Consider the following 26327-nt stretch of genomic DNA (forward strand, 5'->3'; position numbering starts at 1 on the left):
GCTTGTACGGGGCTTGCTGGGTCTGCCTGGGCTCGAAGACCTCCTTGCGGGGCTCATCCCCGCGGGTGCGGAGCTTGCGGCGGGTCGATCGCCATCGAAGAGCAATCCCTGGGCTCATCCCCGCGGGTGCGGGGCTTGCCGCGACCAGATCAGCGGCGCGCCGGAGCCGAGGGGCTCATCCCCGCGGGTGCGGGGCTTGCATGGCGCCCGGCCGCCTTGCAGGACGACATGGAGGCTCATCCCCGCGGGTGCGGGGCTTGCGCTTCCTCATCAGGGGTGCCGGGGCCGCACAGTGCGCAGTTCGATCACTGACCATTGTGGCCTCGTTGGTGATCGGCGATTCTGGCAGGTTGGATTGTCGTCAGCGGCCACTTCTGCCTCCGTACTTTCGGCGCTTCGAGGCACGGCTCCAGCCCGGTTTGAGTTTGCTGCCCGTGGCTGCTCCTCCGCTGGGTCGGCGCATGAGGGTGATGCCGTCGAAGTCGACTGGTTCCCAGTGGTGATCGTGGGTCTCGAAGGTGTATCCCTGCTCGCTTCTGTTCTGGTAGACCATCAGGGCCCGGCCTCCGGTCGATAGTTCGCAGACCTTGGTCCACAAGCGCTCGCGCACTCGTCGGCTCAGTTTGCCGACGAAGACCCCGGCTGCGATCTCCTGCATCCACTGCGTCAGGTGCCCGCGGAGCCCCGCGGGGCAAGCGGTCAGCACGATCACCGTCATCAGAACGGAACCTCGGGCTCGTCTGGAAGCAGAGGGGAGTCGTAGTTCGCACCGCCCGCGACATCGTCGCCCGACTCGTCCCAAAGCCGCACTTCGGCCGTCTGCATCCAGTAGTCCTCGCGGCCATCGCCGTCGAGTTCCATATCCTCCGCGGCCATCAGGTCCCGGATGTCCTTGACACATCGGGCCAGCACCTTCCCGGAACGGAGCGCGTCGCGGACCGCGTGGCGGGTCGCCGCGGAGACGTCGTTCGGGGCCGCGGCGACGACGTCGAAGGCGACGGGGATCGTCACCTCGGCCTTATAAAGGTCGGCGATGTCGTAGACGAACGCCCGCGAGTGCCCCGAGTGAATGAAACCCAGAGCCGGGGATGCGCCCAGAGCCACGGTCACCGCGTGGACCACGCCGTACAGGCACGAGTGCGCCACCGACAGGGCGCGATTGACCGGGTCGCCCGAGTCGAAGTCCGCCGGGTCGTACTTCCTTGCCCCCCAAGGAACTCCGGTGCGCTTCGAGTGCTCCCGGTAGCAGGCCCGCACGCGGGCGCCCTCTCGGCCGCGGAGCTGCTGCATGGTGAGACCGTAGACCTCGTCGTCGTCCGGGAACCGCATCGCGTACATGCGGCGGGCGACGCCGAGGCGCAGCGAACGGTCGCTCACCAGGCGGGCCTGGGCCTCGATCAGGCGGCTTGTCTCGGCGAGCGCCCGGCCGTGGGCGTAGTAGCGGACCCCGAACTCCCCCACCCAGATCACGGTCGAGCCGTTCTCGGCGAGCAGGAGCATCGCCTGATGCGTGACGCGGGTGCCCGGCCCCAGCATCAGTACGCCGAGCGACGCCGCGGGCACGGGCACGACGCCCGCCGCGTCGCTGATCGTGACCGCGTTCGCGTCCCGGCCGAGCGTGCTCCGCTCCGTGTAGAGGAACGACATGCGGTCCTCGACCCGGACCAGGTCCGGCAGCTCCGGAGGAGGCACCCCGGGGATCGAGCCCATCAGCGGCCTCCGAGCGGGGCGAGGGTCAGCAGGCCGCAGCCGTACGCCTTGGCCTTGCCGATGCCGTGGACGAGCGAATGCCGCAGCGCCTCGACGTCACCGATCTCCAGCACGCCTTCATAAGTGACCGCGCGAATCGTCACCTCCCGCCGGTCCTGCGACTTCGTGAACCGCAGCCAGGTGCGGTCGTGCACCGCGACGTTCGGGCCGCCGTCGGCCCCCGCGGGAATGGTGAACCCCCGCCCGGCGCAACGGTCGAGCAGCCATTCGAGCTGCTGGTCCGGGGTCACATGCGGCAGCCACCGCTTCGGGCCCTCAGGCGTCGTGCGCGCGAAGTGCACCGGGTTGGCGGTCAAGCGGAACGCCCAGCGCTGGCCGGTGTCGAGCGAGGCGAGCAGCTTCCCGTACGGCCGGGTGTCCCAGCCGGTGCCGCGGGCGGGCCAACCCGCCTGCTCAACGAGGTGGGTGAGGTCGGGCTCCTCGGGACTGGCGATGTACAGGACCGCGTCGTGGCGGGCGGTCGCGTCGAGCCGCCAGAGGATGCGGCCGCCGTCCCCTTGGAGCCGTTCGGGTTCGGGGAAGCCGTGGAGGACGGCCGCATGGAGCCGGTTCGGGCCGGAGAGCAGGCCACGCGCGCCGCGGCGGGCCGTGTTGAAGCGGAAGCGGGTCAGGTACATGTCAGACCTCGAAGACGGCGAAGGGGTCGTGGCGTCGAAGGCGCGACTCGGGATTATCCACAGTGACGCTGTCGGGTACGACCTGCCGCCATGCGTACCGCCGGTGCCGCGGGTCGAAGCTGACCGGGACGTCCTGGACCGCGTCGCCCTGCTCACCGGGACGCGCGTCCCGCACGACCTCAAGGTCCACGCGCGGCGGGCACCGGTGGCGGTGGTGCCTGGCCGCCAGCCAGGGCTGGGCCGCGATCGCTTGCCCCAAGGGGAGGTCGACCGCGTCGAGGAGGATCTTGTCCGAGGGCGGGCACGAGCGGCGTCCCAGGAACAGCTGGAACCTCGGGCGGCGCAATGCCTCTGCGAGGTCGTCGATCAGGTCGCCGTCGCCTTCGACCGCGGCGAGGAAGACCGCGTCGGTGAGGTAGAAGCGCTCGGCGAGCGTCGCGTTGGCGTCGGGAACGTCGAGCGGACGCGTGGTCTGGAAGTCCCGCAGCAGCGCGCCAGGCTGGTCGATGCGCACGCCGAAGCGCACGTCGAGCAGTTCCGTGAGCGGCTCGGTTCGCCGCACTCCCTTGGCGGCCGCGAGCATCCCGAGGACGCCGCTCTTCGACGGCGCCGCGTCGGTGGCGCGGCGGGTGAAGCGGCTGGAGGTGCCCCAGGACTGCATCGGCCCCGCCAGCCGCAGCCTGAGGGTCTTGCGGCCCATCAGGATCCGCCGAACCGCGCGGCGACGGTGGCCTCGACGCCGTCCAGGAGCCCTTGCAGGTCCACCTGCTCGCCGGTGTCGCCGAGCGCCTTGGTGCGCCCGCCCAGTCGCACCGTCCAAACGTGCAGCGGTGCTTCGTTGTAAGTGCTGTTGACAGCTTCGAGCTGGTTCTTCAGCTCCTCGCATGCGCGCTCGATGCGGCCGTTGGCCTCCGTGATCGGCTGCTCGAACGCGCCCACGAGGTTGATCGCCTGCGAGTCGCGGAGGGTCACCAGGACCGCGTCGGGGAGGGTGCGGTTCGCGAACGTGTTCATCTTCCCCGAGGGCATGGAACGGACGAAGCTGCGCACGAACGCCTTCGCAGCCCGGGCGGTCGCGGCGTCGTCGCCGAGATTCTCGCGGAGCAGGTCCACATCCAGGTTCGCGTACCGGTAGAGCGTCGCGGAATTGAACTCCACCGTGCCGATCATTCCGGCGCCGGTCTCGTCCTGGTCCTCCTTCTCGTCGTCCACAGCGGTGAAGTAGTCGAACTCGGTCTCCACGGGGTGGACGCTGATCGCATGGGCCACTTGGCAGGCGGCGTCCACGTTGAGGGACGCGTCGTCGGCGATCATCCGCCCGAAGAGCGCGACGTCGATGGAGTGGCGGTCGTTCAAGATCGCCTTGACGGCCTTCTTCTCCAGCTTCCCGCCGCTCTCGGACGCGGCGACGATCGCGGCGGCGAGGTTCGCAATCTGGTTGCGGCTGAGGAAGACCAGGTACCCGGACTCCTCGACCTCGTCGCCCTTCTTCTGGATCTTGACCTTGACGCCGCCCTCGTTGAACGCCTTCACGGCCAGGTCGCGGGCCTCCTCGGCTCCGATCTCCGAGGTCGCCTCGACCTGCTCGGCGACGAGCTTCACGATCTGCTTGGTCCGCCAGCCGAGGTCGGCCTGGTCGAGCGTCTCCCGGAAGTCGAGCCGGATCGCCCGCTTCCATGACTGGCTGGAGACGCGCGAACGCCGCATCCCGCCGAACACGGCCGTCTTCGGTGAACCGGTGTCGTCGCGGTTCAAGTTCGCCGGAGGCACGGTCTGGAGGGCGTGCAGTTCGATGATGGTGCGGGGCATGGCTACTCCTGAGAAGTCGAGGGGTCGGCAGTATCAGAGGCGTCGGAGGCGTCGGGATCGGTCGCGGCGGGACGGGCCGGCCCCGCGCTGGCGCGCCAGTACTCGCGTCCCCACAAGGCACGGACGTGGTCGGCCCCCGTCAGGCCGCTGACCAGCGCGGGCCCGCGCTGGAAGAGGCGGAGGTCGTCGGCGAACACCCCGTAGTCGAACCCGATCTTCGCGGCGCGGAGCTGGGTGACCATGTTGCGCACGTGGTAGACGAGCTCGGGATAGGTCGCGGCGGTGCCGACGGCGGCGAAGCGGCGGTGGACGGTCTCGTCGTTGTCGCGGACGGCGGCCAGCCACTGGCATGCGACGGCGAACGTCGTGCCCGGGGTGTGCATGCGCTGCTCCCGCTGGGACTGCTGGTGGATCGCGAAGAGCGTCACGGCGGTGTGGAGCGCCTGCTCCGAGGGGGTCGCGCGCGGATGCTCGGCGCGCTCGGAGCGGAGCTCCGGTTCGATCAGGGCGTCGGGCAGCCAGACCGCATCGAGCCCGGCGGTGCCGGGTTCGGCGTTGACGGCCTGGCGGAGCTGCGCGAGGGCCGCGATCGCGGCGGGCGCCTGCCTGAGGTAGCGCCGCTGGAGGTCGTCTACGACGGACGCGACGTGCCTGCCGAGGGCTTCCGGCTCGCGGGAATGCCTGGGCCGTTTGCGGACGGCGGGTTCGAGAGTGTCGGTCATCGGTCGGTGGCTCCAATGGGGGTGGCGAAGGCGCGCGGGAGGCCTTTGAAGACGTTGCGGCGGAAGCGGTTCTCGGCGATGGCGCTGTTGACCCGGTCGGCGCCCGTGCCGCGCCCCTTCCAGGCGGCTTCGCCGGCGGATCGGACGAGCCGGGCGGCGGCGTCGCGGACCTCGGCCCACACGGCCGCCTGCCATGCGGCGCGGGTCGCGTCGGTGTCGGCGTCCGCGTCGAGGAGGGCGAGCCAGGTCCGGTACCGGGCGCCGAGCGCCGCGTATCCGGCGCTGGCGGCGGCGGTCCCGGCGCCTTCCACGCCGTCGCGGCCGCCCGCTGCACGGGCGAGGTCGCGGGCGAGGGCGGCGAGCGCGCGGACGGCCTTGTCGGCGTCCGCGACGGCGTCGGCGACGGTGGTGGCGAGTTCCGGGCGGGCGGCGTCGAAGACGGCGGCGGCCATGGTCAGGCGGTCGTCGACGAGGTCGGTGACGACCGCTTCCTGGGTGCCGTAGGCGAGGCCGACCGCGTGGTAGTGGACTTTCCGGTCGCGTTCGAGGAGTCCGGTGGCGTGGGCGTGGCCGATCCACCGCGCGATCAGGGGAGGCGCCCACCGCGCTCCCGCGGCGGTGCCCGCCGAGAGGGCGGGGAGGCTCGCGGCGATGCCTCGCCAGAAGGCGCGGTCGGGGTCGTGCCTGCGGGGCAGGTAGACCCGTTCGAGTTTGAGCAGTTTCTCCTGGTTCTCGCTGCGGCGCCATGCGGTCATGGGTTCCGCGGCCCATTGGTCGCGCAGTTCGAGGCGGTCGCCTTGGCAGATGACCGCGCCGGTGACGGACTGCCCGTCGGTGGTGAGGCGGAGGCGGCGGGACTGCCAGGTGTACAGGTCCAGCAGTCCGTTCGGGGCGCCTTCGGGTTCGCGGTGCTCGGGCGCGGGGCCGTGGGGATCGCGTTCCCAGGCGGGCAGGTCGCCGTCGATGGGGGTTCCGGCGGTTTCGAGGAAGTCCAGGGGCATGAGGTTGAGCAGGATGGTCTCGGCGAGGTTGTCGCCTTCGGCGTAGACGCCGCCGAGGCGGCCGAGGGACCCGGGCCCGATCGGGTAGCTCTTGCCGCCTCTGGCGCGGGGGTCGCCGTCCGCGGCGCCTTTGATACCGGAGAGGTCGAATGCCTGGCAGTGGACGAGCCAGCGCGCGGCCTCGGCGAAACTGATGCGTTCGAGGCCTTCTGCGGCGCGGGTGGCGTACTTCGGGTTCCCGGTCGGGACGTCCGCGATGAAGGCGTTCAGGCCTGTCTCGGTCTTCTTGGTGGTGAGGTCGGCGACCTGGTAGAAGGGTGTCTCCGGGTGGAAGAGCTCAAACCGGTCGGCATGCGTGGCGAGGTATCCGGTGACGTGATCGGCGGGGAGGCGCTTCGACTCCCACATTCGGCGCCACTCGTCGCCGTCGGCGGGGCCGTCGGTCGCCGCGTGGACGATCACGAGGAGGAGGCGGAGGATCGGGAGGGCTTGGGTCGGGAGGTCGCCGGTGACACTGCTGTAGTTCGCGGCGCTGCCGATGCAGTCGGTGAGGGAGACCGTCTGGGGCGATCCGTCGAGGCGTCGGACCGCGATCCAGGGGTCGTTGACGAGGTTGAAGCGTGGGGTCACAGTCGGCGCACCCGCAATCCGTCGTGTCGGTCGTAGTCGAGGTGGAAGCCCGCGAGGTCGGTGCCGGCGTCGGGGTCGATGTCGAGGACGAGTTGCCCTTCGAGGTCCCTTGAGGACTGCCAGGCGTCGAGCCAGGGGTGGCGGCGTTCGAGTGCGTCGATGACGTCGGGCGTGGACATCTCGACGGGCAGGTTGAGGGTGGTCGCCGCGATGGCCTTCGCGAGGTCGTCGTCGGGGCAGGTGGTTGTCGGGAGGGCGACGCGGCGGTGGCGTTTGAGCCAGGGCAGGGTCGTGAAGTGGTCGCCGTCGCGGGCGATGAGGAGGACTTCGAGGGTGTCGGCGGGGATGTCGCGGACCATGGCGCGGCCTTCGGGGGATTCTTCGTCTTGGAGGGGGTCGCCGCCGTGCAGCCATCCGAGTATGGGACTGCCTGCGGCAGAAGGCGATTGGATCCGGTAGGTCTTCGCCCGATGGAGTTGGTCGGCCCGCTTCGCCTGCGCCTGGGCCTCGGCGGCCGCGAAGGCCGGGAGCCAGGACTCGGGTCCAATGTCGATGGTGCCATAGGCGGTTTGGACGAGGGGCGCGATATCCCCCGGAAGGATGACCATGCGGCCGCCGTCGAGGTACGGGTGGAGCACTGCGGCGGACCGCAGCAGGGTCCATGCGCCGTACACGCGGACCGATCCCGGGACCGGCTCGGGTGTCTCGGCGTCCCAGTCGACGCCGGTGAGGTAGCAGCGGGCGGGCAGGGTGCGCTCGGGGCGTTCGTGCCGGTGGAGGCGGCCCATGCGCTGGAGGACCAGGTCGGCCGGGGCGAGGTCGGTGACGAGCAGGTCGAAGTCGATGTCGAGGCTCTGCTCGGCGACCTGGCTGGCGACGACGATATGTGTGGCGGGCCGCTTGTGGCCGTTGTCGGGCGGGCCGAACAGGGTGCGCAGCAGCTCGTCCTTGTCGGCCCGGTCGGGTGCGGCGAAACGGGAGTGCGCGACCGTGACGAGTTTGGGCCCGAACGCGTCCCTGAGGTCTTCGGCGGTCTGCTGCACGCGCTTGACGGTGTTGCGGATGACGAGCGCGCAGCCGCCGCCGTCGAGTTCCCTTTGCAGCATCCCGATCAGGGACGCCGGGTCGTCCTTGATCGCGCGGACTTCGACCGCTGTGGCGCGGCCCGAGGACTCGACCGGTGTGATGCGCACGGGGCCTTCGGTTCCGGCCGTGATGACCGCCGGGTAGCCGATGTCGCCGAGCAGCTCGGGATGCAGTTCCGCGGGAGTCGGCGCGGGGCGGCGGCGTCGTCCCGCCGGCGGCCGGGGTCCGTTGCGTCCCTTCTCGTATGCGGCGACGAGTTCGCAGCGGCGCCGGGCGGGGAGGGTCGCGGAGAGGATCACGACGGGGACGCCGTACGAGGCGAGCCATTCCAGTGCGGTGTCGAAGTAGACGCCCATGTAGACGTCGTAGGCGTGGGCCTCGTCGATGATGACGACCTTGCCCGCGAGGTCGAGGTGGCGCATGGCGAGGTGCTTCGCTTTGAGCGCGGCGAACAGGAGCTGGTCGATCGTGCCGACGACGAAGCTGTTGAACATCGTCTTCTTGCGTCCGGCCATCCACCAGTGCGCGATGAGCCGGGCGTCCGGTCCGTGCCCGGCCTCGTCCTGCGCTACGGCGCTCGCGGCTCCGCGATGGAACAACCGGGTGAACCTGGTGTTGGCGAATGCCTTCGCGTGGGCGAGCGCGATGCTGTGGTCGCCCCGCTCAACGCGTCGGTCGGGGAGGCGCCGGGCCCATTCGAGCGTCCGGTCGAACATGGCGTCGGAGGTCGCTCGGGTCGGCAGCGCGATGTAGCAGCCCCCGGCGCCGGACTTCGCCGCCAGCGTCTCGGCAGCGAGCAGTGCGGCCTCCGTCTTTCCCTCCCCCATCGGGGCCTCGATGATCATCAGGCCTGCTCCGGGCGCGGCGGCGGCCTCGGCGAGTGCGGTGCGCTGGACCGGCCTGAGCCGGTAGTGCTTCGGGAGGCCGAACCTGGCGCTCAGCAGGTGCTCGCCGGGTTCGGGCACGACCGCGTTCCAGGGTGCGGTGAGATCGAGTTCGGCGAGCCCGGATCTGATGCGGGCCTGGTCGAAGGCGGTGTCGGTGCGGTACGGGAAGAGCGCCGGGTTGCTCGCGATCCAGTCGGCCATGATGACGAGCCCGGTGAGCAGCACCTGCACCTGTTGGGGGAGCTTCACCTGACGCCAGTCGCCGAGCCGGTCGACCGCACCACTCGACTCGGCGGCCCAGTCGAGGAGGGCGAACTGCGTGCGCCGCCAATGCGGGTGGTCGTGCCTGGACCAGCCGAGCAGGTGGGGGCGGGAGAGGGCGGTCTCGCACTGCATCCCGTCGGGCGGCAATCCGTGGTGGCCGCCCACGACGATGCTGATCTGCTTGGTGCGCTGCGGATCCCAGTTGTGCTGGTCCTCCAGCCATCGATCGAGGATGAGCATCCCGGCGGTGGCGTGGGGCGCCTGGCGCCGGTCGGCCTTCACCTGATCCCGCGCGGTGAGCCCCTCCGCCTCCATGGCCGCGAACAACCACGGCACCTGCATCGCGAATGCCGGTGTGGCCTTCCCGATGTCATGAACGGAGGCGAGCCAGGTGCAGAGCACGGCGGCGTCCTCCTCGCCGCCGGGCATCGCGGCGGCCAGGGTCCGCCGCACCGAGTCAGGCAGGAACCGGTGGAACAGATGACGGGCGACCGCCGCAGTATCGGACAAATGCCGGTGCAACGGCATCCACGCGCCGTCATCGGAATGGGACGACTTGCCCCAACATGTCAGTACGGCACTGTCGAATTCAGACGCATTCCAGGCAATTCTCAACGGGCACCTCACAAGTCAAGGCCACTCGTCAACGTCACTCGCCAAAATTAGATCATGGCAGAGCGGAATAGGGAGCCCTTGGTCGGCAAAGTGATTAAGAGGTTGATTATTATCGACCTCAGTACATGAGTGGTAGTCACGGGGGTGAATGAAGGGACATTTGTTTATGAGCGACCGCTTTGCCCTACTCCTCGTACTTGGAATAATAGCCATAGCAGCAATCAGTGCCCTGGTATCCATACTCATTACCATCAGCATCCTGCAATAGTGATGGTTGCCCTTCGGCCTGACCCGCTTCCGCGGGTATGAGCCGCTCTTAAGCACCTTGTCGATCGAAAGATCGTAGGTGGCCCCGCTTCCGCGGGGATTCCCATAGCTGAGCCTGATGCAATTGCATCAGACTCGGCCCGTTCTTGGCATAACGCAATCAAACCGCGGCCGATCATCCCGTAGGGCCGTAGCCGGCGAGAAAGAGGTCTATGGCGGTTGCGACTGGGGCGGCGGGGGTGTCGGTGGTGTTGGTGTCGGTGAGGAGGAGGCGGTTGAGGGGGGCGCCGATGATGAGCCAGGTGAGTTGGTCGGCGGCGGCGAGGGGGTCGGGGACGGCAAGGCGGCCTTGGTGGTCGAGGGCGCGGAGGGCGTCGGCGAGGGCGCGGATGTTGCGGTCCCAGCTCTCCTCCAGGTAGCTCGCCGCCACGTGGGGCAGGCGCCGGGCCTCGCCGGTGACGAGGCGGCGCATGTTGAGCACGTCGCGGCTGAGGACGCCCGCGCGCATGATCTCGGCCAGGGTGATGAGGTCGGCGCGGGTGTCGGCGCCCGCGACCAGGCGTTCCAGGTGCGGGCGCATGGCGTCGCGGCCCGCCTCGGCCCAGCCGCGGACGACGGCGGCGAACAGCGCGTCCTTGGAGGGGTGCTCGCGGTAGAGCGACGCCTTCGAGATCTGGGCGCGGGCGGCGACGGCGTCCATTGTCGTTCCGGCGTAACCGGATTCGAGGAACACTTCGCGTGCGGCGGCGATGAGGTCGGCCCCGGTCTTGCCGGAGGGGCGGCCGCGGCGGCGGGCGGTGTCGGTCATGCCGTCATTTTAGTACTTGACGGGACTGAAAACAAAGGCTACGTTGATTCAGTACTGGCAAGTACTGAAGGAGTTCGCCATGATCCTCGCCATCGCGGCCGCCACGGTCGCCTCGTTCGTCTGGAGCGCCGCCCTCTACGGCACGCCGCCGGTCGCCGCCTACGTGCAGCGCCACAGCACCCCGCGCCCCGGCATGCCGGTCGCGGCGCAGATGGCGGCCGTCCTCGCCCGCAGCCTCGTCGCCGCGTGCCTGATCGCGGGCCTCATGCACGCGGCCGGATGGAGCGGCCTCGGCGCGGGCGCGCTGCTCGGCCTCGCGCTCGGCGCGCTCCCCACGGCCATCCTCACCGGCGCCGTCGTCCACGAGGGCATCCCGGTCCCGCTCGCTGCGCTCCACTCGCTCGACTGGGTCGTGAAACTGGCCGTGATCGGCGCGCTCGTCGGCGCGCTCGCCTAAGCTGCGAAAACAGAGGAGGAACCATGACCGCAGGACCGCTCGACATCGACTTCACCGCCGCCCTCGGCAAAGTGCGTCCCGGAGACACCTGGACCTGCGTCCAGCTCCCCGACTCCGCCGCCGTGTTCGGCACCCGCGGCCTCGTCAAGGTCGAGGGCACGATCGACGGCGTCCCCTTCCGCGGCGCCTTCATGGCCCTCGGCGACGGCACCCACAAGCTCCCCGTCGCCGCCGCGATCCGCAAGCAGATCGGCAAGACCGACGGCGACGAGGTCGCCGTCCACCTCACCCAGCGCCTGAACTGACGGCCGGGCGAAGTGGTTTCCGGGTGGGCGATGAGTTCCGAGCGGGAGTCTCGTCTACAACAACGACCGCTTGGACCACTATGACCCCGGAGGCATCATGGCCGCTCAGCCCAAAGGACCGCTGACCTACTTCCCCTCGATCGAGAAGACCTACGGCAAGTCGATCGACCAGTGGCTCACCGAGATCGCCGGGAGCGGCATCACCGGGCACAAGGCGCTCGTCGACTGGCTCAAGGCCGAGCACGGACTCGGCCACGGTCACGCGAACGCGCTGGTCGCGTACTACCTCAACCCGGGGAAGTGGCCCGCCTACACCGGGGCCGAGTGAGCCCCGGCGCGGTCAGCCGAAGCGTTCGGTCTTGATCTTGTGGGAGTCGTGGCCCATGGCGACGAGGGCTTTTGCGGCGGTCTCTACGAATCCCGTTGGGCCGCATATGAAGCAGGACGGGTCGAAGCCGGGGGTCCAGCCGTGGGCCTTCAGGTCGGCGAGGGTGATGCGGGACGGCGGGCGGGAGGCGCCTGCGGGGGCGGTCCTCGTGTAGAGGATCGCGGTTTCGAGGCCGTCCTCCGCGGCGGCGAGTTCGTCGGCGTAGATGACGTCGGCCGGGGTGCGGACCGAGTAGATCAGGCGGAACCGGGCTTCGGAGCCTGACAAACGGCGCTGGCGGATCATCGCTTGCAGCGGGACGATCCCCGAGCCGCCCGCCACCAGCAGCACCGGCCTGGTCTCGGTCTCGCGCCAGACGAACCAGCCGCCGATCGGGCCGCGCAGCTCGACGTCGGCGCCGATCGGGAGGTCGTCGCAGAGGTACATGGAGACCTCGCCGTCGTGGACGCGCTGGATCGTGAACTCCACCAGGCCGTCCCGGGCCGGAGCGGACATCGAGTAGGAGCGGACCGCCGTGTAGCCGTCGTCGGCGGTCAGGCGGATGTCGGCGTGCTGGCCCGCGAGGTGGCCCGGCCACTCCGTGGGCGCGAGGACCAGCGTGACGGCCGTGGCGGTCTCGGTGCGGCGCTCGACCAGGCGGGCGCGCTGCCAGAGGCCGGTCAAAACCCCTCCTGGTAGCGCTGCTCGGTCCAGGGGTCGCCGTAGTCGTGGTACCCGGCGCGCTCCCAGAAGCCGGGGCGGTCCTCGGTGTGGAGGGTGAGCCCCGAGACCCATTTGGCGGACTTCCAGAAGTAGAGGTGCGGGACGAGCAGGCGCGCGGGGCCGCCGTGCTCGGCGGGGAGCGGCTTGCCCTCGTACTCGGTGACGACCCAGGCTTTGCCGCCGCGGAGGTCCTGGAGCGGCATGTTCGTCGTGTAGCCGTCGAAGGAGTGGGCGACCGCGAAGACGGCGTCCGTGCCGAGCCCGGACAGGAGCGTGTCGACCGAGACACCCCGCCACCTCGTGTCGAGTTTCGACCATCTCGTGACGCAGTGGATGTCGACCGTGGGCGTCTCGTGCGGGAGCGCCGCGAACTGCGCGCGGTCCCATTCGCGCCGCTCGCCGGTCTCGGCGGTGACGCTGAACGTCCAGGTGGCGGCCGCGACCGAGGGCGTCGGCCCGGCGCTGAGCACCGGGAAGTCCTCCGTGAGGTACTGGCCCGGGGGCACCCGGTCGTCCACGGTGCGCCGCCGTCCGCGGAACCCCGGTGTCAATGCGTTCATGCCGCCTCCCGCCGCAATCCTAGGCCGGGGCGGGAGGCGGCGGCGCGCGATCAGCGCATGGCGTGGACCATGCGGGCGTAGTCGCCGAACGCCTTGTCGATCATGTCGGGGTCGAGGCCGTAGTGGCGGAGGCTGTACTCGTGGCCGCGCTTCATGCCGGGGCGGGCGAGGACGTCGGCGAGGTTCTGCTCGTCGCGGGGGGTGAACTCCATGCCGAGGCGGCGGAAGATCTCCGGGAGCTCCTCGTAGGGGTTGGCGGTGAGCTGGTGGTACGAGACGTCCACGACGCGGTCTCGGGCGAGGGTGGTGCGCACGTCGCGACCGATGTCGACCATGCGCGAGAGCATCCCGAGCCAGTCCTCGCCGATCTGGTACGGGTCGTACTCGCGGTTGCAGATGGCCACGCCGGTCTCCATGAGCGAGCACCAGGAGCCCATGACCGTGTTCGGGTCGCGGTGCGTCCACACGATCTGCGCGTCCGGGAAGACCTTCATGAGGACGCCGAGGTGCTCAAGGTGGTACGGGGACTTGAGGACCCAGCGGCGGCGGGGCGCGCCGAACTGGAGGACCTGGAGCACCGTCTTGTAGTACTGGTAGTCGGCGAGGAAGTCGTGCTCGTCGAGCCAGTTGCGGTACCCGGGCATGCGGAACGTCACGAGCTGGTTGCGGCCGTGGGGAATCGCGAACACGCACTCCTCGGGCGACTCCGGCTCCATCGCGTGGATGTCGGGCAGCACCGGCGAGAAGAAGTGGCCGAAGCGGGCCGAGGCGCGGGCGACGTTGATGCGGCGCTTGCGGATCTTCGGGTCGATGTCGGCGCGGTCGGTGGCCTGGAGCTCCCACATGAGCGGCGCGCGGTTGCCCTCGGGGAAGGCGAGGATCTTGTGCGCCAGCGTGGTCGCCGTGCGGGGCATGCCCGTGACGACGATGGGGCGCTCGATCGGCTCGTCGAGGATTTCCGGGTGCTCGGCCACGAGGCGGCGCACGCGGAAGCGGTTCGTCATGCGGCCCTTGAGGTCGGCGGTGAAACCGGTCCAGCCGAGGGGGGACATGGTGCGGACCTTGGCGACCTGGCGGAGCAGGAACCGGTACCCCTCCAGGAACTCCTCGTCGCCCGCGGCGCTGCCGCCGGAGGCCGCCTCGGCCTGGCGCACGAGCTTGTCGAAGTAGCCGTCCACGTCGGCGGTCTGGCGCCGCATCGAGGACTGCATGGTGGCGTTGATGGGGACGACCAGGCGGGATACGCGTCGCACGGGACGGTCCTTCCGGGGAGGGGACAAGGGGGTCTCGCGCGAATCCTCGCACGCCAAGCGAAGTTGATCAAGGGCGACGATCCACTGAGGCCGTTCTCACCCCGGTGCGAGAACGGCCTCTCCCCTTCAGCGCGAAGGGAGTCCGAAGGATTCGAGGACCGCGCGGAGCTTGTGCCGCCCGCCCATCGACTCCGGTCCGCGCAGGCGCGCCAGGACCCGGTCGGTCCAGTTCCCCTTCAGGCCGTAGCGGGCGTTGTAGGCGGCGAGGCGCTCGTCGTAGACGTCCAGGTGCGCGTCCGCGCCCTCGCCGTACTGCTCCCGGTGGAGCACCGCGGCCTGCGGCAGGCGCGGCTTGACGCCCGCCGCCTCGGCCGGGTCGGGCTCACCCACAGCCAAGCCGAACGCGGCCACGGTGTGCGGCGGGAGCTTCAGCTCCGCGGCGACCTCCTCGGGACGGTTCCTGATGGCGCCCACGAAGACCGAGCCGAGCCCGAGGGACTCCGCGGCGGTCACCGCGTTCTGCGCGGCCAGAGCCGTGTCGATGAATCCGATGAGCGTCGTCTCCAGGTAGTCCGCGGCGTGCACGTCCGTGCCGCGGCGGGCCGCGAGGCGGCGGGCGCGGCCGAGGTCGGCGATCCAGACGAGGAACAGCGGCGCCTGCGCGATGAACGCCTGCTCCCCCGCCAGGTGCGCGAGGCGGGCCCGGCGGCCGGGGTCGCGGACCGCGACCACGCTCCACGGCTGGAGGTTCGAGGAGGTGGGCGCCGACTGCGCCGCGGCCACGAGGGTCGTCAGATCGTCCTCGGTGACCTCGCGCGGCCCGAACCGGCGCACCGAGCGGTGCGCCAGCTGGATCCGCACGGTGTCGTTGACGGCGCCCAGGCGCGCGTCCGGGTCGCCGTACCGCTCGGTGACGGACATGTCAGAGGCCCAGGCCGGTGCCGTGGACGCCGTGCTCGTCGACGACGGCGAGCTCCTCGTCCGTGAGCGCCGGGAAGTCGAGGGCCTGCACGTTGTGGTCGAGCTGCCAGGTCGAGCTGGCGCCGATGAGCGCCGAGGTGACCTCGGGACGCCGCAGGACCCACTGGAGCGCGAGCTGCGCGAGCGACTGCCCGCGCTGCTTCGCGAGGTCGTTCAGGGCCGCCGCGCGGGTGCGGTAGACCTCGTCGATGACGTCGGGCTTGAGGAACGCGCTGTTCTCGGCGCGCGCCCCGGACGGGATGTCCTGGAGGTACTTGTCGGTCAGGAGGCCCTGCGCGAGCGGGGAGTAGACGACGAGCCCGAAGCCGTCGGCCGCGGCGGTGTCGAGGAGGCCGCTGCGCTCGGGGGTGCGGTCGAAGATCGAGTAGCGGGGCTGGTGGACGAGGAGCTGCACGCCTTGCGCGCGAAGGAGCTCCCCGATCTCGTGGGCCTGCTCGGGGCTGTAGTTCGAGACGCCGACGTACAGGGCCTTCCCCTGGCGCACGGCGTCGGCGAGGGCCCCGGCGGTCTCCTCCAGGGGCGTGGTCGGGTCGGCGCGGTGGTGGTAGAAGACGTCCACGTAGTCGGTGCCGAGGTCGCGCAGGCTGTGCTCCAGGGAGTTCAGCAGCGACTTGCGCGAGCCGCCCTTGAGGTAGGGGCTGGGGCCGATCGGGTTGCCCGCCTTGGTGGAGAGCACGAGCTCGTCGCGGTACGGCGCGAGGTCCTTGGCGAGGACGCGGCCGAAGACCTGCTGGGCGGCGCGGTGCGGCGGCCCGTAGCGGTCGGCGTTGTCGATGTGGGTGATGCCGAGGTCGAAGGCGTGCAGGATGATCGAGCGCTGCGTCTCGTAGGGGTGGTCGGTGCCGAACTTCTGCCACAGGCCGAGGGAGAACGCGGGCAGGTCGAGGCCGGAGCGGCCCGCGCGGCGGTAGGCGAGGCGCTCGTAGCGGTCCTCGGCGGCGGCGTGGGTCGTCTCGAATGCGCCGTATGACACGGTGTACGCCCTTTCAACAGTGAGCGGTGACGGGTGGATGGTAGCTCCGCCAGAAACTATACTAGCTTGATAGGAGAACTAGAATTCCCTGCGAGGAGACATATGAGCGCCGAATTCCTCTGGTACATCCCCAACCAGGCCCGCCCCGGGCACCGCGGCGACGACGCCGTGGAGGGCCACAACAGCCTGGACACCCTCACCGGCCACGCCAAGGCCCTGGAGGACCACGGCTGGGGCGGCGCGCTCCTCGGCACGAGCTGGGGCCGGCCCGACACGTTCACCGTCGCCACCGCGCTCGCCGCCAGGACCACCACCTTCAAGCCCCTCATCGCGATCCGCCCCGGCTACTGGCGCCCCGCGAACTTCGCGTCCGCCTCCGCCACCTTGGACCACCTCACCGGCGGCCGCGTCCTCGTCAACATCGTCTCCGGGCAGGACAACCTCGCCGCGTACGGCGACAGCGAGGGCGACCAGGCCCACCGCTACGCCCGCACCAGGGAGTTCATGCAGATCGTGCGGCGCCTCTGGACCGAGGAGCGCGTCACCTACGCGGGCGAGCACTTCTCCGTCACCGACTCTGCGCTGGAGCTGCGGCCCGTCGTCCGCGGCGAGCGAACCCACCCGAAGCTGTACTTCGGGGGCGCTTCCGAAGCGGCCGAACGGGTCGCGGCCGCCGAAGCGGACGTGCAGCTGTTCTGGGGCGAGCCCCTGGACGGCGTGCGCGAGCGCATCGAGCGGCTCAAGAAGCTCAGCGAGGAGGTCGGCCGCGAGCACAAGCCCCTCGAATTCGGGCTGCGCATCACCACGTTCGTGCGCGACACGACCGAGGAGGCGTGGGCCGACGCCGAGGCGAAGGTGGCGACCATGGCCGCCGGGAACCAGGAGTACCTGCGCGACGCCCACCGCCGCACCGCGGTCGGGCAGCAGCGCCTCCTCGACCTCGCCGAGCGCGGCGAGGTCCTCGACGACAACCTCTACACGGCCCCCGGGAAGTTCGGGGGCGGCGGCGCGGGCACCACGTGGCTCGTCGGCTCCGCCGCCGACGTCGCGGCGTCCCTGCGCAAGTACCAGGAGCTCGGCATCACGCACTTCGTGCTCTCCGACACTCCGTACCTCCAGGAGATCAAGCGGCAGGGCGACCAGCTCCTCCCGCTCCTGCGGGACTGACCCCCGGCACGGCGAGGCCGCCGGGCGCGGATGCGCCTGGCGGCCTTCGGTTCGCGGCGGTGCCTACTGCTCGGACTTGCGCTCGCGCGTCTCCTCCACGAGGCGGCGCGCCAGTTCGCGGGCGCGGGCCGACTCGTCGACCAAGCCCGCGACCACGTCGCCGGTCCGCTCGCGCGCCGCGTCAGCGGCCCGCTCGTACGTCTCGATGATCAACGCGGCCTGGTCGACCGGGGCCAGCTTCGCCGCGGGCGGCAGGAACTCGACGTCGACGAGCTTGCCGTCGATGCTCGCGGTCACCGCGACCTCGCCGCCGTCGGAGACGAGGCGGACGCTGGTCGCGTCCACGAGGTGCTTGACGGACGCCGCTTCCCCGCGCAGCACGCCCATCCGACGCTCGAAGTCCCGCATGAAGGCCGCGAGGTCGAACGCCTCGGCCGGTTCCGCATGCTCGGGGGTCTCGCTCACTTGCTCTCCTTGCTCTCACGCGGCCCTTCGGGAACGGAGACCGCTCCCCCGCGAGGTAGTTGGACAATGCTATTGCGCTGCGGGTGAACAGGAGTGGGCCTGCGCATGACGACCACCCCTCCGCCGCGTTCCGGTTTCACAAAACCTTCGCCTTCCGGCGCCGGGCCGCGGTCTTCCATGCCTCCATCACCAGTATCGCCCCGAAGGCGATCCACAGTGGTACGACGAGGACCCAGACGGCCGTGAGGACCCCCACCTGCTCCGGCACGAGCGCGTCCCGCAGCGGTGACGCCAGGAACACCGCGTCCCAGACGCCGCCGAGCAGCAGCGCGACGTACGTGTGGCGCGGCGGGTAGAACTCGCGGTAGCGCTCCATGACCTCGGCCTTGAAGGCCGGATCGTTCCTCCATGCCTCCCAGATGATGAAGAGGCGCTCCTTGCCGAGCGAAGAGGCCAGCACTCCGACCTCGTTGCGGATCACTCTCTCGCGCAGCTCGGCCTCGGTCCGCGGAAGGTCGTCGGGCGGGAGCTGGGTGAACAGCCCCCGCCGCTCGGCGACCTCGGATTGGAGGTCGTCGAGCTTGATGCCCGGGATGGCGAACCCGCGGAAGAACACCGCGGCCACGCCTGCCAGCCAGAAGACGATCCCGCCGACGACCACCCCGAGTTCGACCATGCCGGCCTCAAGACCGGTCATCCGCCGTCCTGCACCGCGCCCGGCGTCCCGCCGAGCAGGCTCTTCAGACCCGTCATCGGGTAGCCGGTGAGCATGTCGCCCAGCGCGTTCCCGAACACATCGGTGTTGTAGGCGCTCGTCATGCCCGGGACGTTGAGCTTGCCCGAACTCCACAGATTGCCCATGACGTCGTACGCGTCCTTGGCGATGTCGCTCTGGTACCCCGACCTGTAGCCGTTCCCCGGGAACGGCAGGTCGTTCTTGATCACACTGGACAGCTGGTCGAACTTCAGGCCCGTGCTCTTCCCGAGGGAGCCGAAGTCGAGCTTGATCTGCTTGGGGGCGGCGAACTTCGAGAAGACGCGGCCGAGGTCGCCGACGATCTCGTTGAGCTTCGTGAAGCGGGTGTTGAGCATCTGCATGGCGTCGCCGAGCTTCGTCAGGTGCTTCATGATCTTTGCGCCGACGCTCATGGCGTCGGCGATGATCCCGCCGATCATCGCCGCGAACGAGCCGCCGAGCGTGATCCACGAGGAGGCCAGGGCCGCGAGGGCGTACATGATCGCGCGCGACACGAAGTCGCAGATCAGCTCCAGGATCAGGCCGCGCGTCACGGCGGTCCAGATCCCCATGACCATCATGTAGCCGCCCATGACGCTCGACGCGGTGCCCGCGCCCTGGATGGCGCTGCCGAAGTCCGCGGTGAGGGTGCGGTACGCCTCGGCGGCGTCGCCCTGCCACTCCGAGAGGCTCGCGACCTCGGTCTGGAGGTCGGCGCCGGCCTGGTCGAGCGCGGCGGCGATGTTGTTCCAGGTGTCCTTGGTGGCGTTGATGGCCCCGGGGTCGCCCGCGACCCACTCCAAAGGCTCCCTGAGGAAGTCGACGTGCTCGATCAGGAATCCGACGCCCGCCATGAGGAACTCCTTGAAGGGGTTCGCCACGAACGCGAGCAGGTCGAGCGCGGCCACGGTCCCGTTGAGCGCGTACTCAAGGCCGGAGTCGGAGTTCAGGAGGTCCTGCGCGCTCGCGAGGGCGCGGGCGCCGTCGAGCTCGCCCATGGGCGGGGCGTCGGCGGTGTCGTTGACGATCAGGTCGTTCACTAGTTCCCCCTGATGTAGACGTTGAAGGTCTCGGCGACCGAGGAGTCGCACTCCTGGTAGGCGTCGCAGGTCGCCTTGACGCGGGTCGTGGTCTCCTGGGCCGCTTCGCGGGCGGACTCGATGAGGTTGGTGGCGATCGCGGCGATGACCGCCGCCACGCCCGCGAACTGGATGTTGACCAGCCCGAAGTCGAGCACGGAGCCGAAGCCCTTGGCCTCGGCGGCGGCGTAGCACTCGGCGACCGGGCCGATCACCTTGGAGTCCACATTGTTCACATGTGTCTCGAACGCGGCCGGGTCCGGGACGTTGAAGCCGTCTCCCATGGTCAGTCCTCCCCTTGCGTGCGGGCGCGCGCCTGGCGCACCAGGTCGTTGTCCTCGCCGAACACGTCTGCCAGCGCGCCGGTGGCGTTGCGTCCGGCCTCCTCGGCCGCCTCGCGGTAGACGGCCTTGATGGTCTCCGCCAGCGATTGGGCGGACATCTGCCTGATCGCGGGGGTCAGGCGCAGCTCCTGGAGGGAGCCGCCGACGGCGACGGTGACTTCGACCTCGCCGTCAGGGGACGCGGCCGTGGCGGAGGCGGTCGCCATGGCCTCGTTGAGGGACGACGCGCGCTCGACCATCGCGGCCATGCGCCCCTGGAAGTCGCGCATATAGCCTTCGGGGTCTTCAAACACGGAGGGCAAGGGTGGGGGCCTTTCACTCTGGGGGAGCGGATCCGGCGACCAACGTACTGCGGTCGGCGGTCCGATTCGGATCTGTTGACGTCTCCTTGGCGACTCTCTGACGGACCCTTGATTCACACAGATTTCATCGCTATTACGTTGCAATGACCTCTGTTTTTGTTGTTTTGCGTCAAGAGGGTGTCAAGACGCGTCAAGACTACCCATGCCGTGCCCGCGCCGCAATCGGCTGGAGCGCAGGCGCATCCAGCGGATCGGGAGGTGAGAGCGGTGAGCGGTAACGCCGCTCGCCGGATGATCACGTCATCTGGAATCGGTGAACACCCGGGGCCGGGGCCGCCGAAGTGCGCCGGTCTAGTCCGCCGCGGCGGCCGCGCGGGCGGCGCCGGGGCCGGTGGCGCGGGCGGTGACGATGCCGTCCCTGACGCGCAGGGCCGCTTCGGTGTCGGCGGCGGTGCCGTCGATCCCGATTGCGGCCGTGAGGGTCCCGTCGTCGAGGACGACGTGCAGGCCCTGCCAGGCGTCGGCCGGGAGGACCGGGCGCAGGCAGGAGGTGAGGTCGGTGAGTCTGAGCCGCAGCAGGTTCCGCGTCTCGTCGTCCGCTGCGACGATGATCACGGTCGCCTGCTCGCCGGGCCCGGTGGAGCGGAGCGCGTCCTCGGCGGCGGCGAGCCGCGCGGTCCCGAGGACCGCGATCACGCCGTCGGCCCCGAGGTCCACGCGCCCGCCGCCCGCGAGGTCGAGCGGGGCGTCGAGGGGCGCGAGGATCTCGCGGCCCGGCTCTGCGGGCGGCGCGGGCGCGGGGTTCCAGGCGTCGTCCAGGTCGAGACGGGCGAGGTGCCCGCAGGCGCGGGCCCGGTCGAGCGGGTCGCCGAAGCCGGGGGCGAGCTCGGCGAGGAGCCCCGAGCCGTTCAGGAGCGTCAGGGCGAGCTCAGCGAGGCGCACGCGGCGGCCGGGGAGGCCCTCGCAGGATTCGAGGCCGACGGCGAGCAGCAGCGCCTCCAGGCGGGCGATCTGCGCGAGCGCGTCGCGCCCCTCCCCGTCGAGGACCCCGGCGAGCGAGCGGAGCCGCAGGCGGCCTCCGGCGGCGCTGTCGCCCGCGAGCGGGAGGCGGTCGAGCCAGGCGCGGGCGAAGCGCGTCAGGGCGTCCTCGGCGCTCTGCGGGGCCGCGGCGTCCTCCGGGACGGCGGCCCACGCAGCGGGGGCCGCCTCCGCGGCCGCGGCCTCGCCGGCCGCGTTCGCTCCGGCGGCGCCCTCTTCGACCATCGCGACGAGAACGGCCAGGTAGAGCGCCCGCTTGCCCGGGAAGTTCGAGTAGACGGCGCCGCGCGTCAGGTCGGCCCGGTCGGCGATCCGGTCGACCTTCGCGCCCGCGTACCCGTGCTCGGTGAACTCGGCCCGTGCGGCGGCCAGGACCGCGGCGCGGGTGCGCGCCTGCTGCTGGACTCGTGTGAGTCTCGCCATGTTTCGCTCCTCCGCCCGACGGCGCTCAGGATACGGCCGCATCCGGATGCCGCGGCCATTTGGACTGCATCCCGGAGGTTTCCCAGGTCGTCCCGCGGGGAATCCTGCCGCACCGAGGAGGAGGCGAGCACATGAGCGCGAAGAAGGACCTGCCGGCCGAGGCCGGAGCCGAGGCGGACGCCATCCGCATGGCCGATCTGACGGCGGACGACGGCGCCGACATCGGTGAGCTGCACGGGAAGGAGCTGCTCGACCCCGACGATTGGGAGCCCCGCCGCGGGGTGAGCCCGGTGGTCGTGGCGCTCGTCGCGGCGGGGGTCGCGGCGGTCGCCGTCGTCGGCCTCAAGATCGCGTACGACCGCCGCAAGTCCGCCAGCGGGTACCGCCGGGCCCTCGATCAGCTGGAGGACGCCCGGGACGCGCTGATATCAGCGGCCTCTGAGCTGCCGGATCGGGGCCGAGAGGTGCTGCACAAGGTGACCCGCCGCTGAGTTGGTGTAGGGTCGGGCAAGCTTCTCAACGCCGCCGGCACGTTGGCAGAGCGGCGTTTCATCACTTCGAACGAATCAGGCGACCAATCTTTTCGATCACGCGGTCCGGAGTCACGACGAATCGGATCACCCTGAGGCACGCGGTTTCACTACCGCGGCCGGTCGCCGCATGCCCCGACCACCACCCCTACACCGACTTCCGCGCCGGCGTCATCGGCGCGGAATTTGGACCGCCCAGGCGGTCCGCCGAACAAGAGGAGAAACACATGGCCACCGGCACTGTGAAATGGTTCAACGGCGACAAGGGCTTCGGCTTCATCGCTCCCGACGACGGCTCTGCGGACGTGTTCGCGCACTTCTCCGCCATCCAGGGGACGGGTCGCCGCGACCTCGAAGAGAACCAGCAGGTCGAGTTCGACATCGAGCAGGGCCAGAAGGGCCCCCAGGCCGCGAACATTCGCGTGCTCTAGGCGAAATGAGGAAGCGGGGCGGTGGCTGCTAGCCACCGCCCCGCTTTCATGCCCTTTCACACGGCCTGCGGCGTCCTGCGCGCCGTGCGGGCCCGGAGGGTGAGGACGCCCCCGACGATCGCGGTGACCGCGCCGAGCTGCTGCACGGCCTGGCCGATCTGGGCGGCGGTCCCGGCGTCCCCGGCGAGGTTCGCGAAGCCGACGCCGCCGGTGAACCCCTCGATCATGAACCCGGCCTGGATGAACGCGCCGAGGACGATCGGGAGGGCGAAGGCCCAGCGGACGCGGGTCCGCACGGCCGCGAAGGCGACGGCGCCGGTGCCGAGCAGGACGATGCCGGGCGGCGGGTAGACGGGGAACTCGATGCCCGCGGCCCAGAGGACCGCGATGCCGGAGGCGCTCGCGAGCAGGCCGGCGACGGCGGCGGTCTCGGGGCGGGTCCAGTGCTGCTTGACGTTCATGTCGGGCTCCTTCAAGAGGTGTCGTATGTCTCCATCGTCGCGGCACCCGACGCGCCCGCGCATCAACGCGGGGACGTAATCGCACCTCAGCGCTGCGGCGTAACCCCGTCGGGAAAAAGTTCCGGGAAATCTGCGGCAGGATGTCGAGAACCGGGGGACGGCACCGTCCCAGGGGTGTCGACGGCGAGGGACGCCGCCGCAGCGAAAGGAAAGTCATGGCCAAGTACCTGTTGCTCAAGCACTACCGCGGCGGACCGCAGCCCCACCCGAACGCCGCCCCGATGATGGACCAGTGGACTCCCGAGGAGATCCAGGCCCACCTCCAGTACATGGACGACTTCGCCGAGAAGCTCCGCGAGCGCGGCGAGTACGTCGACGGGCAGGCGCTGTCGCCCGAGGGCGCGTTCGTCCGCTACGACGGCGAGGGCAGGGCGCCGGTGACGGACGGCCCGTTCGCCGAGACCAAGGACCTCATCGCGGGGTGGATGGTCATCGACGTCGAGTCGAAGGAGCGCGCCTACGAGGCCGCCGCGGAGCTGTCGGCGGCGCCGGGCAAGGACGGGAAGCCGCTCCACGAGTGGCTGGAGGTCCGGCCCTTCTACGGCGTGCCCTCGACCGTCGAGTACCCGTGATCGGTGACCACCTGCTGCGGGACCTCACCCCGCAGGTGCTGAGCGTCCTCGTCCGCCGCGGAGCCGACTTCGCGGAGGCCGAGGACGCCGTCCAGGACGCGCTCCTGGAGGCCCTGCGGCGCTGGGACGGCGACGCCCCCGACGACCCGAAGGGGTGGCTCGTCACCGTCGCGTGGCGCAAGTTCCTCGACGCGCGCCGCTCGGCCTCCGCGCGGGCGCTCCGCGAGGTCGCAGTCCGGCGCGAGCCCGCGCCGGGACCGGCAGGGCAGGCCGACGACACGCTCCTGCTGCTGAGCCGCTGCTGCCACCCGTCGCTGACGCCCGCGTCGGCCATCGCGCTGACGCTCCGCGCGGTCGGGGGCCTCACGACGGCGCAGATCGCGCAGGCGTTCATGGTCCCCGAATCGACGATGGCGCAGCGCATCTCGCGCGCGAAGAAGACCCTCGTCGGCGCGGGGTTCGCCGCGCCCGGGGACGTGCGCGCCGTGCTGCGCGTGCTGTACCTCATGTTCGATCGCGGCTTCGCGGGCGGCGGCGAGGCCGACATCGCCGCGGAGGCGATCCGCCTGACCCGTCAGCTCGCCGCGTCCGTCCCCGGCGACCCCGAGGCCGCGGGGCTCCTGGCGCTCATGCTCCTGCACCACGCGCGCCGGGCCGCCCGCACCGACGCGGCCGGGGAGCTCGTGCCGCTCGCGCTCCAAGACCGGTCCCTGTGGGACGCCGCGATGATCAGTGAGGGCGTGGCGCTGCTCCAGGGCGCGCTCGTGCGGGACCGCTTGGGCGAGTACCAGGTGCAGGCGGCCATCGCGGCGCTGCACGACGACGCCGCGAGCGCCGAGGAGACCGACTGGCCGCAGATCCTGGAGTGGTACGACGAACTCGTGGAACTGGCGCCAGCCAACCCGGTCGTGGCGCTCAACCGGGCCGTCGCGGTCGGGCACGTGGACGGCCCGCTCGCGGGACTGCGCCTGGTCGAATCGCTCGACGCGAACCTGCCGCGCCGCGACGCGGTCGCCGCGTACCTGCACGAGCGGGCCGGGAACCTCGAAGCGGCGGCGCGCTCCTACGCGGCCGCGGCGCGCACCGCGCCCAGCTCGGCCGAGATGACCCACCTGCTCAAGCAGGCGGCACGGCTGAACCGGGCGCGGTCGGACTGAGCCGCTGGAGGCTCCGCCGGATCAGCGGAAGTCGTCGGCGTGGTCGACGGTCCACTGCTCGTAGGTGCGGGCCGGGCGGCCGGTGACGGCTTCGGCGGTGGGGCCGTAGGCGATCGGCTGGGCCGAGGCGAGCATGTCGAGCAGGGACGCGGGCATGAACCGCTCGGCGGCCGCGCGCGGCAGCTCCTCGACCGCGATGTCGCGGCCGATCGCCTTGCCGATCAAGGCGACCTGCTCGCGCTGCGGCAGGTGCCCGGGACCGTCCACGGTGTACTTCCGGCCTTCGTGGCCGCCGCCGAGGAGCGCGGTCGCGGCGACGTCGGCGATGTCGCGCTCGTGGATCGGGTTGACCGGCGCGTCCGGGTAGGGAAGGCGCACCAGGCCTTCGGTCCTGATGGACTCGGCCCACCACAGCGAGTTGGTCGCGAACATGGCCGGGCGCACGAACGTCCACGACAGGTTCGAGGCTTCGAGCGGGCGCTCGACGGCGAGGTGGACCTGCGCGATCGGGTTGTCCTCGGGGCCCAGCGTGGCCGCCGAGGACAGCAGGATCACGTGCTTGACGCCCGCGGCCTCCGCGGCGGGCACGAAGTGCTCGATGCCCTCGTGGGCCGCGTACAGGAAGACCTTCTCGACGCCTTCCAGTGCGGGCGCGAGGGTCTCGGGCGCGGTGAGGTCGAAGCGGGCGGGCAGCGCGCCGCCCGGCAGCTCGACCTCGACCGGGGTGCGGCTGGCCGCGCGGACGGGTGCGCCCGCGAGGATGAGCTGCGCGATGACGTTACGCGCGATGGAACCTCGCGCGCCGGTGACCAGGACGGTCATGGGTGGTCTCCTTCGGTGGTGGTGTCCGCGGCGAGTCGCGCGAGGATGCGCGACAGGGTGTCGCCGTAGCGGGTCTCGAAGTCGGGATCGTCGATGTCGACGCCGAAGAGGCGCCGGGCGGTGGTGCGGAAGACCGCGGGCGCGAAGACCATGCCCATCATGGCGAGCTGCACGGCGGCGGTGTCCAGGTCGGGCGCGAAGTCGCCCTGCTCCTGGCGCTCGCGCATCCGCTCCTGCTCGGCCTCGACGTCGGCCTCGGTCTCCTCCTGCGGGCCGCCCTCGGCGAGGGCCTGCCACAGGACGAGCCGCACGGTGCGCACGTCCGAGAGGTTCTGGCGCAGGTACCAGCGCATGAGCTCCTCGGGCGGGACGCCGGACTCGGCGTGGTCGCGCTCGTGCTCCAGCCAGCCGCGCTGGAGGGCCCGGTACAGGCCCTCCTTGCCGCCGAAGTAGTAGCTGACGAGCTGCTTGTTGACGCCCGCGCGCTCGGCGATGGCGCCGACGCGGGCGCCCTGGTAGCCGTGCGCGGCGAACTCGGTCAGCGCCGCGTCGAGCAGTTTCGCCTTGGTGCGCTCCGCGTCGCGCACGCGCGCCGCGGGCTCGGGCGCGCGCCGCCGGTTCGTCCTGGGTTCCACAGGACGAACC

The 26327-nt window shown here is 70.8% G+C and carries 31 protein-coding genes; 8 read left to right on the plus strand and 23 right to left on the minus strand.

Going from position 1 to position 26327, the window contains the following annotated elements; genetic code table 11:
* Window positions 1-361: 361 nt before the first annotated feature.
* The 9 genes from cas2e to ACFFXY_RS01785 form a co-directional block, all read right to left on the minus strand.
* The gene (cas2e, locus tag ACFFXY_RS01745) at window positions 362-718 is read right to left on the minus strand and encodes a type I-E CRISPR-associated endoribonuclease Cas2e (protein ID WP_382345272.1); all 357 of its coding nucleotides are present in this window, start codon (window positions 716-718) and stop codon (window positions 362-364) included.
* Entirely contained in the window at window positions 718-1710 is a 993-nt protein-coding gene (gene cas1e, locus ACFFXY_RS01750) for a type I-E CRISPR-associated endonuclease Cas1e (protein WP_382345274.1), read from the minus strand. The genes cas2e and cas1e overlap by 1 nt, the downstream gene beginning before the upstream one ends.
* Window positions 1710-2387 (minus strand): type I-E CRISPR-associated protein Cas6/Cse3/CasE, encoded by a 678-nt coding sequence (cas6e, locus tag ACFFXY_RS01755; RefSeq protein ID WP_382345276.1) that lies wholly within the window; start codon window positions 2385-2387, stop codon window positions 1710-1712. Before cas6e ends, cas1e begins: the two co-directional genes overlap by 1 nt.
* 1 nt (window position 2388) lies before the next feature.
* On the minus strand, window positions 2389-3087 hold the full coding sequence (gene cas5e, locus ACFFXY_RS01760) for a type I-E CRISPR-associated protein Cas5/CasD (protein WP_382345278.1): 699 nt from the start codon (window positions 3085-3087) through the stop codon (window positions 2389-2391).
* Window positions 3087-4196: a type I-E CRISPR-associated protein Cas7/Cse4/CasC gene (gene cas7e, locus ACFFXY_RS01765; protein WP_382345280.1), complete on the minus strand. Its 1110-nt coding sequence runs from the start codon at window positions 4194-4196 to the stop codon at window positions 3087-3089. Before cas7e ends, cas5e begins: the two co-directional genes overlap by 1 nt.
* Before the next feature lie 2 nt (window positions 4197-4198).
* Window positions 4199-4918, minus strand: coding sequence for a type I-E CRISPR-associated protein Cse2/CasB (gene casB / locus ACFFXY_RS01770; RefSeq protein WP_382345282.1), 720 nt, complete (start codon window positions 4916-4918; stop codon window positions 4199-4201).
* Window positions 4915-6549, minus strand: coding sequence for a type I-E CRISPR-associated protein Cse1/CasA (gene casA / locus ACFFXY_RS01775; RefSeq protein WP_382345284.1), 1635 nt, complete (start codon window positions 6547-6549; stop codon window positions 4915-4917). Before casA ends, casB begins: the two co-directional genes overlap by 4 nt.
* Complete coding sequence (gene cas3, locus ACFFXY_RS01780; RefSeq protein WP_382345286.1) at window positions 6546-9413, minus strand: CRISPR-associated helicase Cas3'; 2868 nt, start codon at window positions 9411-9413, stop codon at window positions 6546-6548. The genes casA and cas3 overlap by 4 nt, the downstream gene beginning before the upstream one ends.
* A 430-nt stretch (window positions 9414-9843) precedes the next feature.
* Window positions 9844-10476, minus strand: a complete 633-nt coding sequence (locus ACFFXY_RS01785; protein WP_382345289.1) for a TetR/AcrR family transcriptional regulator — start codon at window positions 10474-10476, stop codon at window positions 9844-9846.
* A gap of 79 nt (window positions 10477-10555) precedes the next feature.
* Here ACFFXY_RS01785 and ACFFXY_RS01790 point away from each other — a divergent pair, with 79 nt between their 5' ends.
* From ACFFXY_RS01790 to ACFFXY_RS01800, 3 genes are all read left to right on the plus strand, one after another.
* Entirely contained in the window at window positions 10556-10933 is a 378-nt protein-coding gene (locus tag ACFFXY_RS01790) for a DUF1761 family protein (RefSeq protein WP_382345291.1), read from the plus strand.
* Window positions 10934-10956: 23 nt separating this feature from the next.
* Complete coding sequence (locus ACFFXY_RS01795) at window positions 10957-11238, plus strand: DUF1905 domain-containing protein (RefSeq protein WP_382345293.1); 282 nt, start codon at window positions 10957-10959, stop codon at window positions 11236-11238.
* A gap of 97 nt (window positions 11239-11335) precedes the next feature.
* On the plus strand, window positions 11336-11566 hold the full coding sequence (locus tag ACFFXY_RS01800) for a DUF4287 domain-containing protein (RefSeq protein ID WP_382345295.1): 231 nt from the start codon (window positions 11336-11338) through the stop codon (window positions 11564-11566).
* A 12-nt stretch (window positions 11567-11578) separates the two neighbouring features.
* Here ACFFXY_RS01800 and ACFFXY_RS01805 read toward each other — a convergent pair whose 3' ends face one another.
* The 5 genes from ACFFXY_RS01805 to ACFFXY_RS01825 all read right to left on the minus strand — a co-directional run bounded on the left by ACFFXY_RS01805 (window position 11579) and on the right by ACFFXY_RS01825 (window position 16095).
* Window positions 11579-12289 (minus strand): ferredoxin reductase, encoded by a 711-nt coding sequence (locus ACFFXY_RS01805; RefSeq protein ID WP_382345297.1) that lies wholly within the window; start codon window positions 12287-12289, stop codon window positions 11579-11581.
* Window positions 12286-12888, minus strand: a complete 603-nt coding sequence (locus ACFFXY_RS01810; RefSeq protein WP_382345299.1) for a sulfite oxidase-like oxidoreductase — start codon at window positions 12886-12888, stop codon at window positions 12286-12288. Before ACFFXY_RS01810 ends, ACFFXY_RS01805 begins: the two co-directional genes overlap by 4 nt.
* 50 nt (window positions 12889-12938) lie before the next feature.
* Window positions 12939-14141: a sulfotransferase family protein gene (locus ACFFXY_RS01815; RefSeq protein ID WP_382345301.1), complete on the minus strand. Its 1203-nt coding sequence runs from the start codon at window positions 14139-14141 to the stop codon at window positions 12939-12941.
* A 126-nt stretch (window positions 14142-14267) separates the two neighbouring features.
* Complete coding sequence (locus ACFFXY_RS01820) at window positions 14268-15062, minus strand: NADPH-dependent oxidoreductase (RefSeq protein WP_382345303.1); 795 nt, start codon at window positions 15060-15062, stop codon at window positions 14268-14270.
* A gap of 1 nt (window position 15063) precedes the next feature.
* Entirely contained in the window at window positions 15064-16095 is a 1032-nt protein-coding gene (locus ACFFXY_RS01825; RefSeq protein WP_382345306.1) for an aldo/keto reductase, read from the minus strand.
* A 102-nt stretch (window positions 16096-16197) separates the two neighbouring features.
* Here ACFFXY_RS01825 and ACFFXY_RS01830 point away from each other — a divergent pair, with 102 nt between their 5' ends.
* Window positions 16198-17262: an LLM class flavin-dependent oxidoreductase gene (locus ACFFXY_RS01830; protein ID WP_382345308.1), complete on the plus strand. Its 1065-nt coding sequence runs from the start codon at window positions 16198-16200 to the stop codon at window positions 17260-17262.
* Between the two features lie 63 nt (window positions 17263-17325).
* On the opposite strand, the gene ACFFXY_RS01835 is transcribed toward ACFFXY_RS01830, so the two are convergent.
* From ACFFXY_RS01835 to ACFFXY_RS01860, 6 genes are all read right to left on the minus strand, one after another.
* The gene (locus tag ACFFXY_RS01835) at window positions 17326-17727 is read right to left on the minus strand and encodes a YbaB/EbfC family nucleoid-associated protein (protein ID WP_382345310.1); all 402 of its coding nucleotides are present in this window, start codon (window positions 17725-17727) and stop codon (window positions 17326-17328) included.
* Between the two features lie 136 nt (window positions 17728-17863).
* Window positions 17864-18424 carry a hypothetical protein gene (locus ACFFXY_RS01840; protein ID WP_382345312.1) on the minus strand — a complete coding sequence of 187 codons (561 nt, stop codon included), beginning with the start codon at window positions 18422-18424 and terminating at the stop codon, window positions 17864-17866.
* A complete protein-coding gene (locus ACFFXY_RS01845) occupies window positions 18421-19503 on the minus strand; it encodes a WXG100 family type VII secretion target (RefSeq protein ID WP_382345314.1) in 1083 nt (360 codons plus the stop codon). The genes ACFFXY_RS01840 and ACFFXY_RS01845 overlap by 4 nt, the downstream gene beginning before the upstream one ends.
* Window positions 19503-19826: a hypothetical protein gene (locus ACFFXY_RS01850; protein WP_382345316.1), complete on the minus strand. Its 324-nt coding sequence runs from the start codon at window positions 19824-19826 to the stop codon at window positions 19503-19505. The genes ACFFXY_RS01845 and ACFFXY_RS01850 overlap by 1 nt, the downstream gene beginning before the upstream one ends.
* 2 nt (window positions 19827-19828) lie before the next feature.
* Entirely contained in the window at window positions 19829-20155 is a 327-nt protein-coding gene (locus ACFFXY_RS01855) for a YbaB/EbfC family nucleoid-associated protein (RefSeq protein WP_382345318.1), read from the minus strand.
* A gap of 384 nt (window positions 20156-20539) precedes the next feature.
* Entirely contained in the window at window positions 20540-21649 is a 1110-nt protein-coding gene (locus tag ACFFXY_RS01860) for a TetR/AcrR family transcriptional regulator (RefSeq protein ID WP_382345320.1), read from the minus strand.
* A 131-nt stretch (window positions 21650-21780) separates the two neighbouring features.
* On the opposite strand from ACFFXY_RS01860, the gene ACFFXY_RS01865 reads away from it, so the two are divergent.
* A complete protein-coding gene (locus ACFFXY_RS01865) occupies window positions 21781-22140 on the plus strand; it encodes a hypothetical protein (protein WP_382345322.1) in 360 nt (119 codons plus the stop codon).
* A gap of 266 nt (window positions 22141-22406) precedes the next feature.
* A complete protein-coding gene (locus tag ACFFXY_RS01870; protein ID WP_359945815.1) occupies window positions 22407-22610 on the plus strand; it encodes a cold-shock protein in 204 nt (67 codons plus the stop codon).
* A gap of 56 nt (window positions 22611-22666) precedes the next feature.
* Here the strand turns inward: ACFFXY_RS01870 and ACFFXY_RS01875 are convergent, their stop codons facing one another.
* Complete coding sequence (locus ACFFXY_RS01875) at window positions 22667-23071, minus strand: hypothetical protein (protein ID WP_382345324.1); 405 nt, start codon at window positions 23069-23071, stop codon at window positions 22667-22669.
* A 215-nt stretch (window positions 23072-23286) separates the two neighbouring features.
* Here ACFFXY_RS01875 and ACFFXY_RS01880 point away from each other — a divergent pair, with 215 nt between their 5' ends.
* Together ACFFXY_RS01880 and ACFFXY_RS01885 are read left to right on the plus strand one after the other, a co-directional pair.
* Complete coding sequence (locus tag ACFFXY_RS01880; protein ID WP_382345326.1) at window positions 23287-23703, plus strand: YciI family protein; 417 nt, start codon at window positions 23287-23289, stop codon at window positions 23701-23703.
* Entirely contained in the window at window positions 23703-24860 is a 1158-nt protein-coding gene (locus tag ACFFXY_RS01885) for an RNA polymerase sigma factor (RefSeq protein WP_382347330.1), read from the plus strand. Before ACFFXY_RS01880 ends, ACFFXY_RS01885 begins: the two co-directional genes overlap by 1 nt.
* A 21-nt stretch (window positions 24861-24881) precedes the next feature.
* On the opposite strand, the gene ACFFXY_RS01890 is transcribed toward ACFFXY_RS01885, so the two are convergent.
* Entirely contained in the window at window positions 24882-25682 is an 801-nt protein-coding gene (locus tag ACFFXY_RS01890) for an SDR family oxidoreductase (RefSeq protein WP_382345328.1), read from the minus strand.
* Window positions 25679-26317 carry a TetR/AcrR family transcriptional regulator gene (locus ACFFXY_RS01895; RefSeq protein ID WP_382345330.1) on the minus strand — a complete coding sequence of 213 codons (639 nt, stop codon included), beginning with the start codon at window positions 26315-26317 and terminating at the stop codon, window positions 25679-25681. The genes ACFFXY_RS01890 and ACFFXY_RS01895 overlap by 4 nt, the downstream gene beginning before the upstream one ends.
* Window positions 26318-26327 lie beyond the last annotated feature (10 nt).

The organism is Glycomyces mayteni, from assembly GCF_042428885.1.
Taxonomy (GTDB): Bacteria; Actinomycetota; Actinomycetes; order Mycobacteriales; family Micromonosporaceae; genus Glycomyces; species Glycomyces mayteni.

Excerpts from the sequence above, each read along its gene's own strand:
- ACFFXY_RS01810 (WP_382345299.1), bottom strand. The coding sequence starts at position 12,888 with ATGAACGCATTGACACCGGGGTTCCGCGGACGGCGGCGCACCGTGGAC.
- ACFFXY_RS01785 (WP_382345289.1), bottom strand. The coding sequence starts at position 10,476 with ATGACCGACACCGCCCGCCGCCGCGGCCGCCCCTCCGGCAAGACCGGG.
- cas6e (WP_382345276.1), bottom strand. The coding sequence starts at position 2,387 with ATGTACCTGACCCGCTTCCGCTTCAACACGGCCCGCCGCGGCGCGCGT.
- ACFFXY_RS01880 (WP_382345326.1), top strand. The coding sequence starts at position 23,287 with ATGGCCAAGTACCTGTTGCTCAAGCACTACCGCGGCGGACCGCAGCCC.
- ACFFXY_RS01790 (WP_382345291.1), top strand. The coding sequence starts at position 10,556 with ATGATCCTCGCCATCGCGGCCGCCACGGTCGCCTCGTTCGTCTGGAGC.
- ACFFXY_RS01795 (WP_382345293.1), top strand. The coding sequence starts at position 10,957 with ATGACCGCAGGACCGCTCGACATCGACTTCACCGCCGCCCTCGGCAAA.
- ACFFXY_RS01855 (WP_382345318.1), bottom strand. The coding sequence starts at position 20,155 with ATGCGCGACTTCCAGGGGCGCATGGCCGCGATGGTCGAGCGCGCGTCG.
- ACFFXY_RS01875 (WP_382345324.1), bottom strand. The coding sequence starts at position 23,071 with ATGAACGTCAAGCAGCACTGGACCCGCCCCGAGACCGCCGCCGTCGCC.
- ACFFXY_RS01830 (WP_382345308.1), top strand. The coding sequence starts at position 16,198 with ATGAGCGCCGAATTCCTCTGGTACATCCCCAACCAGGCCCGCCCCGGG.
- cas2e (WP_382345272.1), bottom strand. The coding sequence starts at position 718 with ATGACGGTGATCGTGCTGACCGCTTGCCCCGCGGGGCTCCGCGGGCAC.
- cas1e (WP_382345274.1), bottom strand. The coding sequence starts at position 1,710 with ATGGGCTCGATCCCCGGGGTGCCTCCTCCGGAGCTGCCGGACCTGGTC.
- ACFFXY_RS01850 (WP_382345316.1), bottom strand. The coding sequence starts at position 19,826 with ATGGGAGACGGCTTCAACGTCCCGGACCCGGCCGCGTTCGAGACACAT.
- ACFFXY_RS01860 (WP_382345320.1), bottom strand. The coding sequence starts at position 21,649 with ATGGCGAGACTCACACGAGTCCAGCAGCAGGCGCGCACCCGCGCCGCG.
- ACFFXY_RS01865 (WP_382345322.1), top strand. The coding sequence starts at position 21,781 with ATGAGCGCGAAGAAGGACCTGCCGGCCGAGGCCGGAGCCGAGGCGGAC.
- cas7e (WP_382345280.1), bottom strand. The coding sequence starts at position 4,196 with ATGCCCCGCACCATCATCGAACTGCACGCCCTCCAGACCGTGCCTCCG.
- ACFFXY_RS01840 (WP_382345312.1), bottom strand. The coding sequence starts at position 18,424 with ATGACCGGTCTTGAGGCCGGCATGGTCGAACTCGGGGTGGTCGTCGGC.
- ACFFXY_RS01820 (WP_382345303.1), bottom strand. The coding sequence starts at position 15,062 with ATGTCCGTCACCGAGCGGTACGGCGACCCGGACGCGCGCCTGGGCGCC.
- cas5e (WP_382345278.1), bottom strand. The coding sequence starts at position 3,087 with ATGGGCCGCAAGACCCTCAGGCTGCGGCTGGCGGGGCCGATGCAGTCC.
- ACFFXY_RS01890 (WP_382345328.1), bottom strand. The coding sequence starts at position 25,682 with ATGACCGTCCTGGTCACCGGCGCGCGAGGTTCCATCGCGCGTAACGTC.
- ACFFXY_RS01800 (WP_382345295.1), top strand. The coding sequence starts at position 11,336 with ATGGCCGCTCAGCCCAAAGGACCGCTGACCTACTTCCCCTCGATCGAG.
- casB (WP_382345282.1), bottom strand. The coding sequence starts at position 4,918 with ATGACCGACACTCTCGAACCCGCCGTCCGCAAACGGCCCAGGCATTCC.
- ACFFXY_RS01870 (WP_359945815.1), top strand. The coding sequence starts at position 22,407 with ATGGCCACCGGCACTGTGAAATGGTTCAACGGCGACAAGGGCTTCGGC.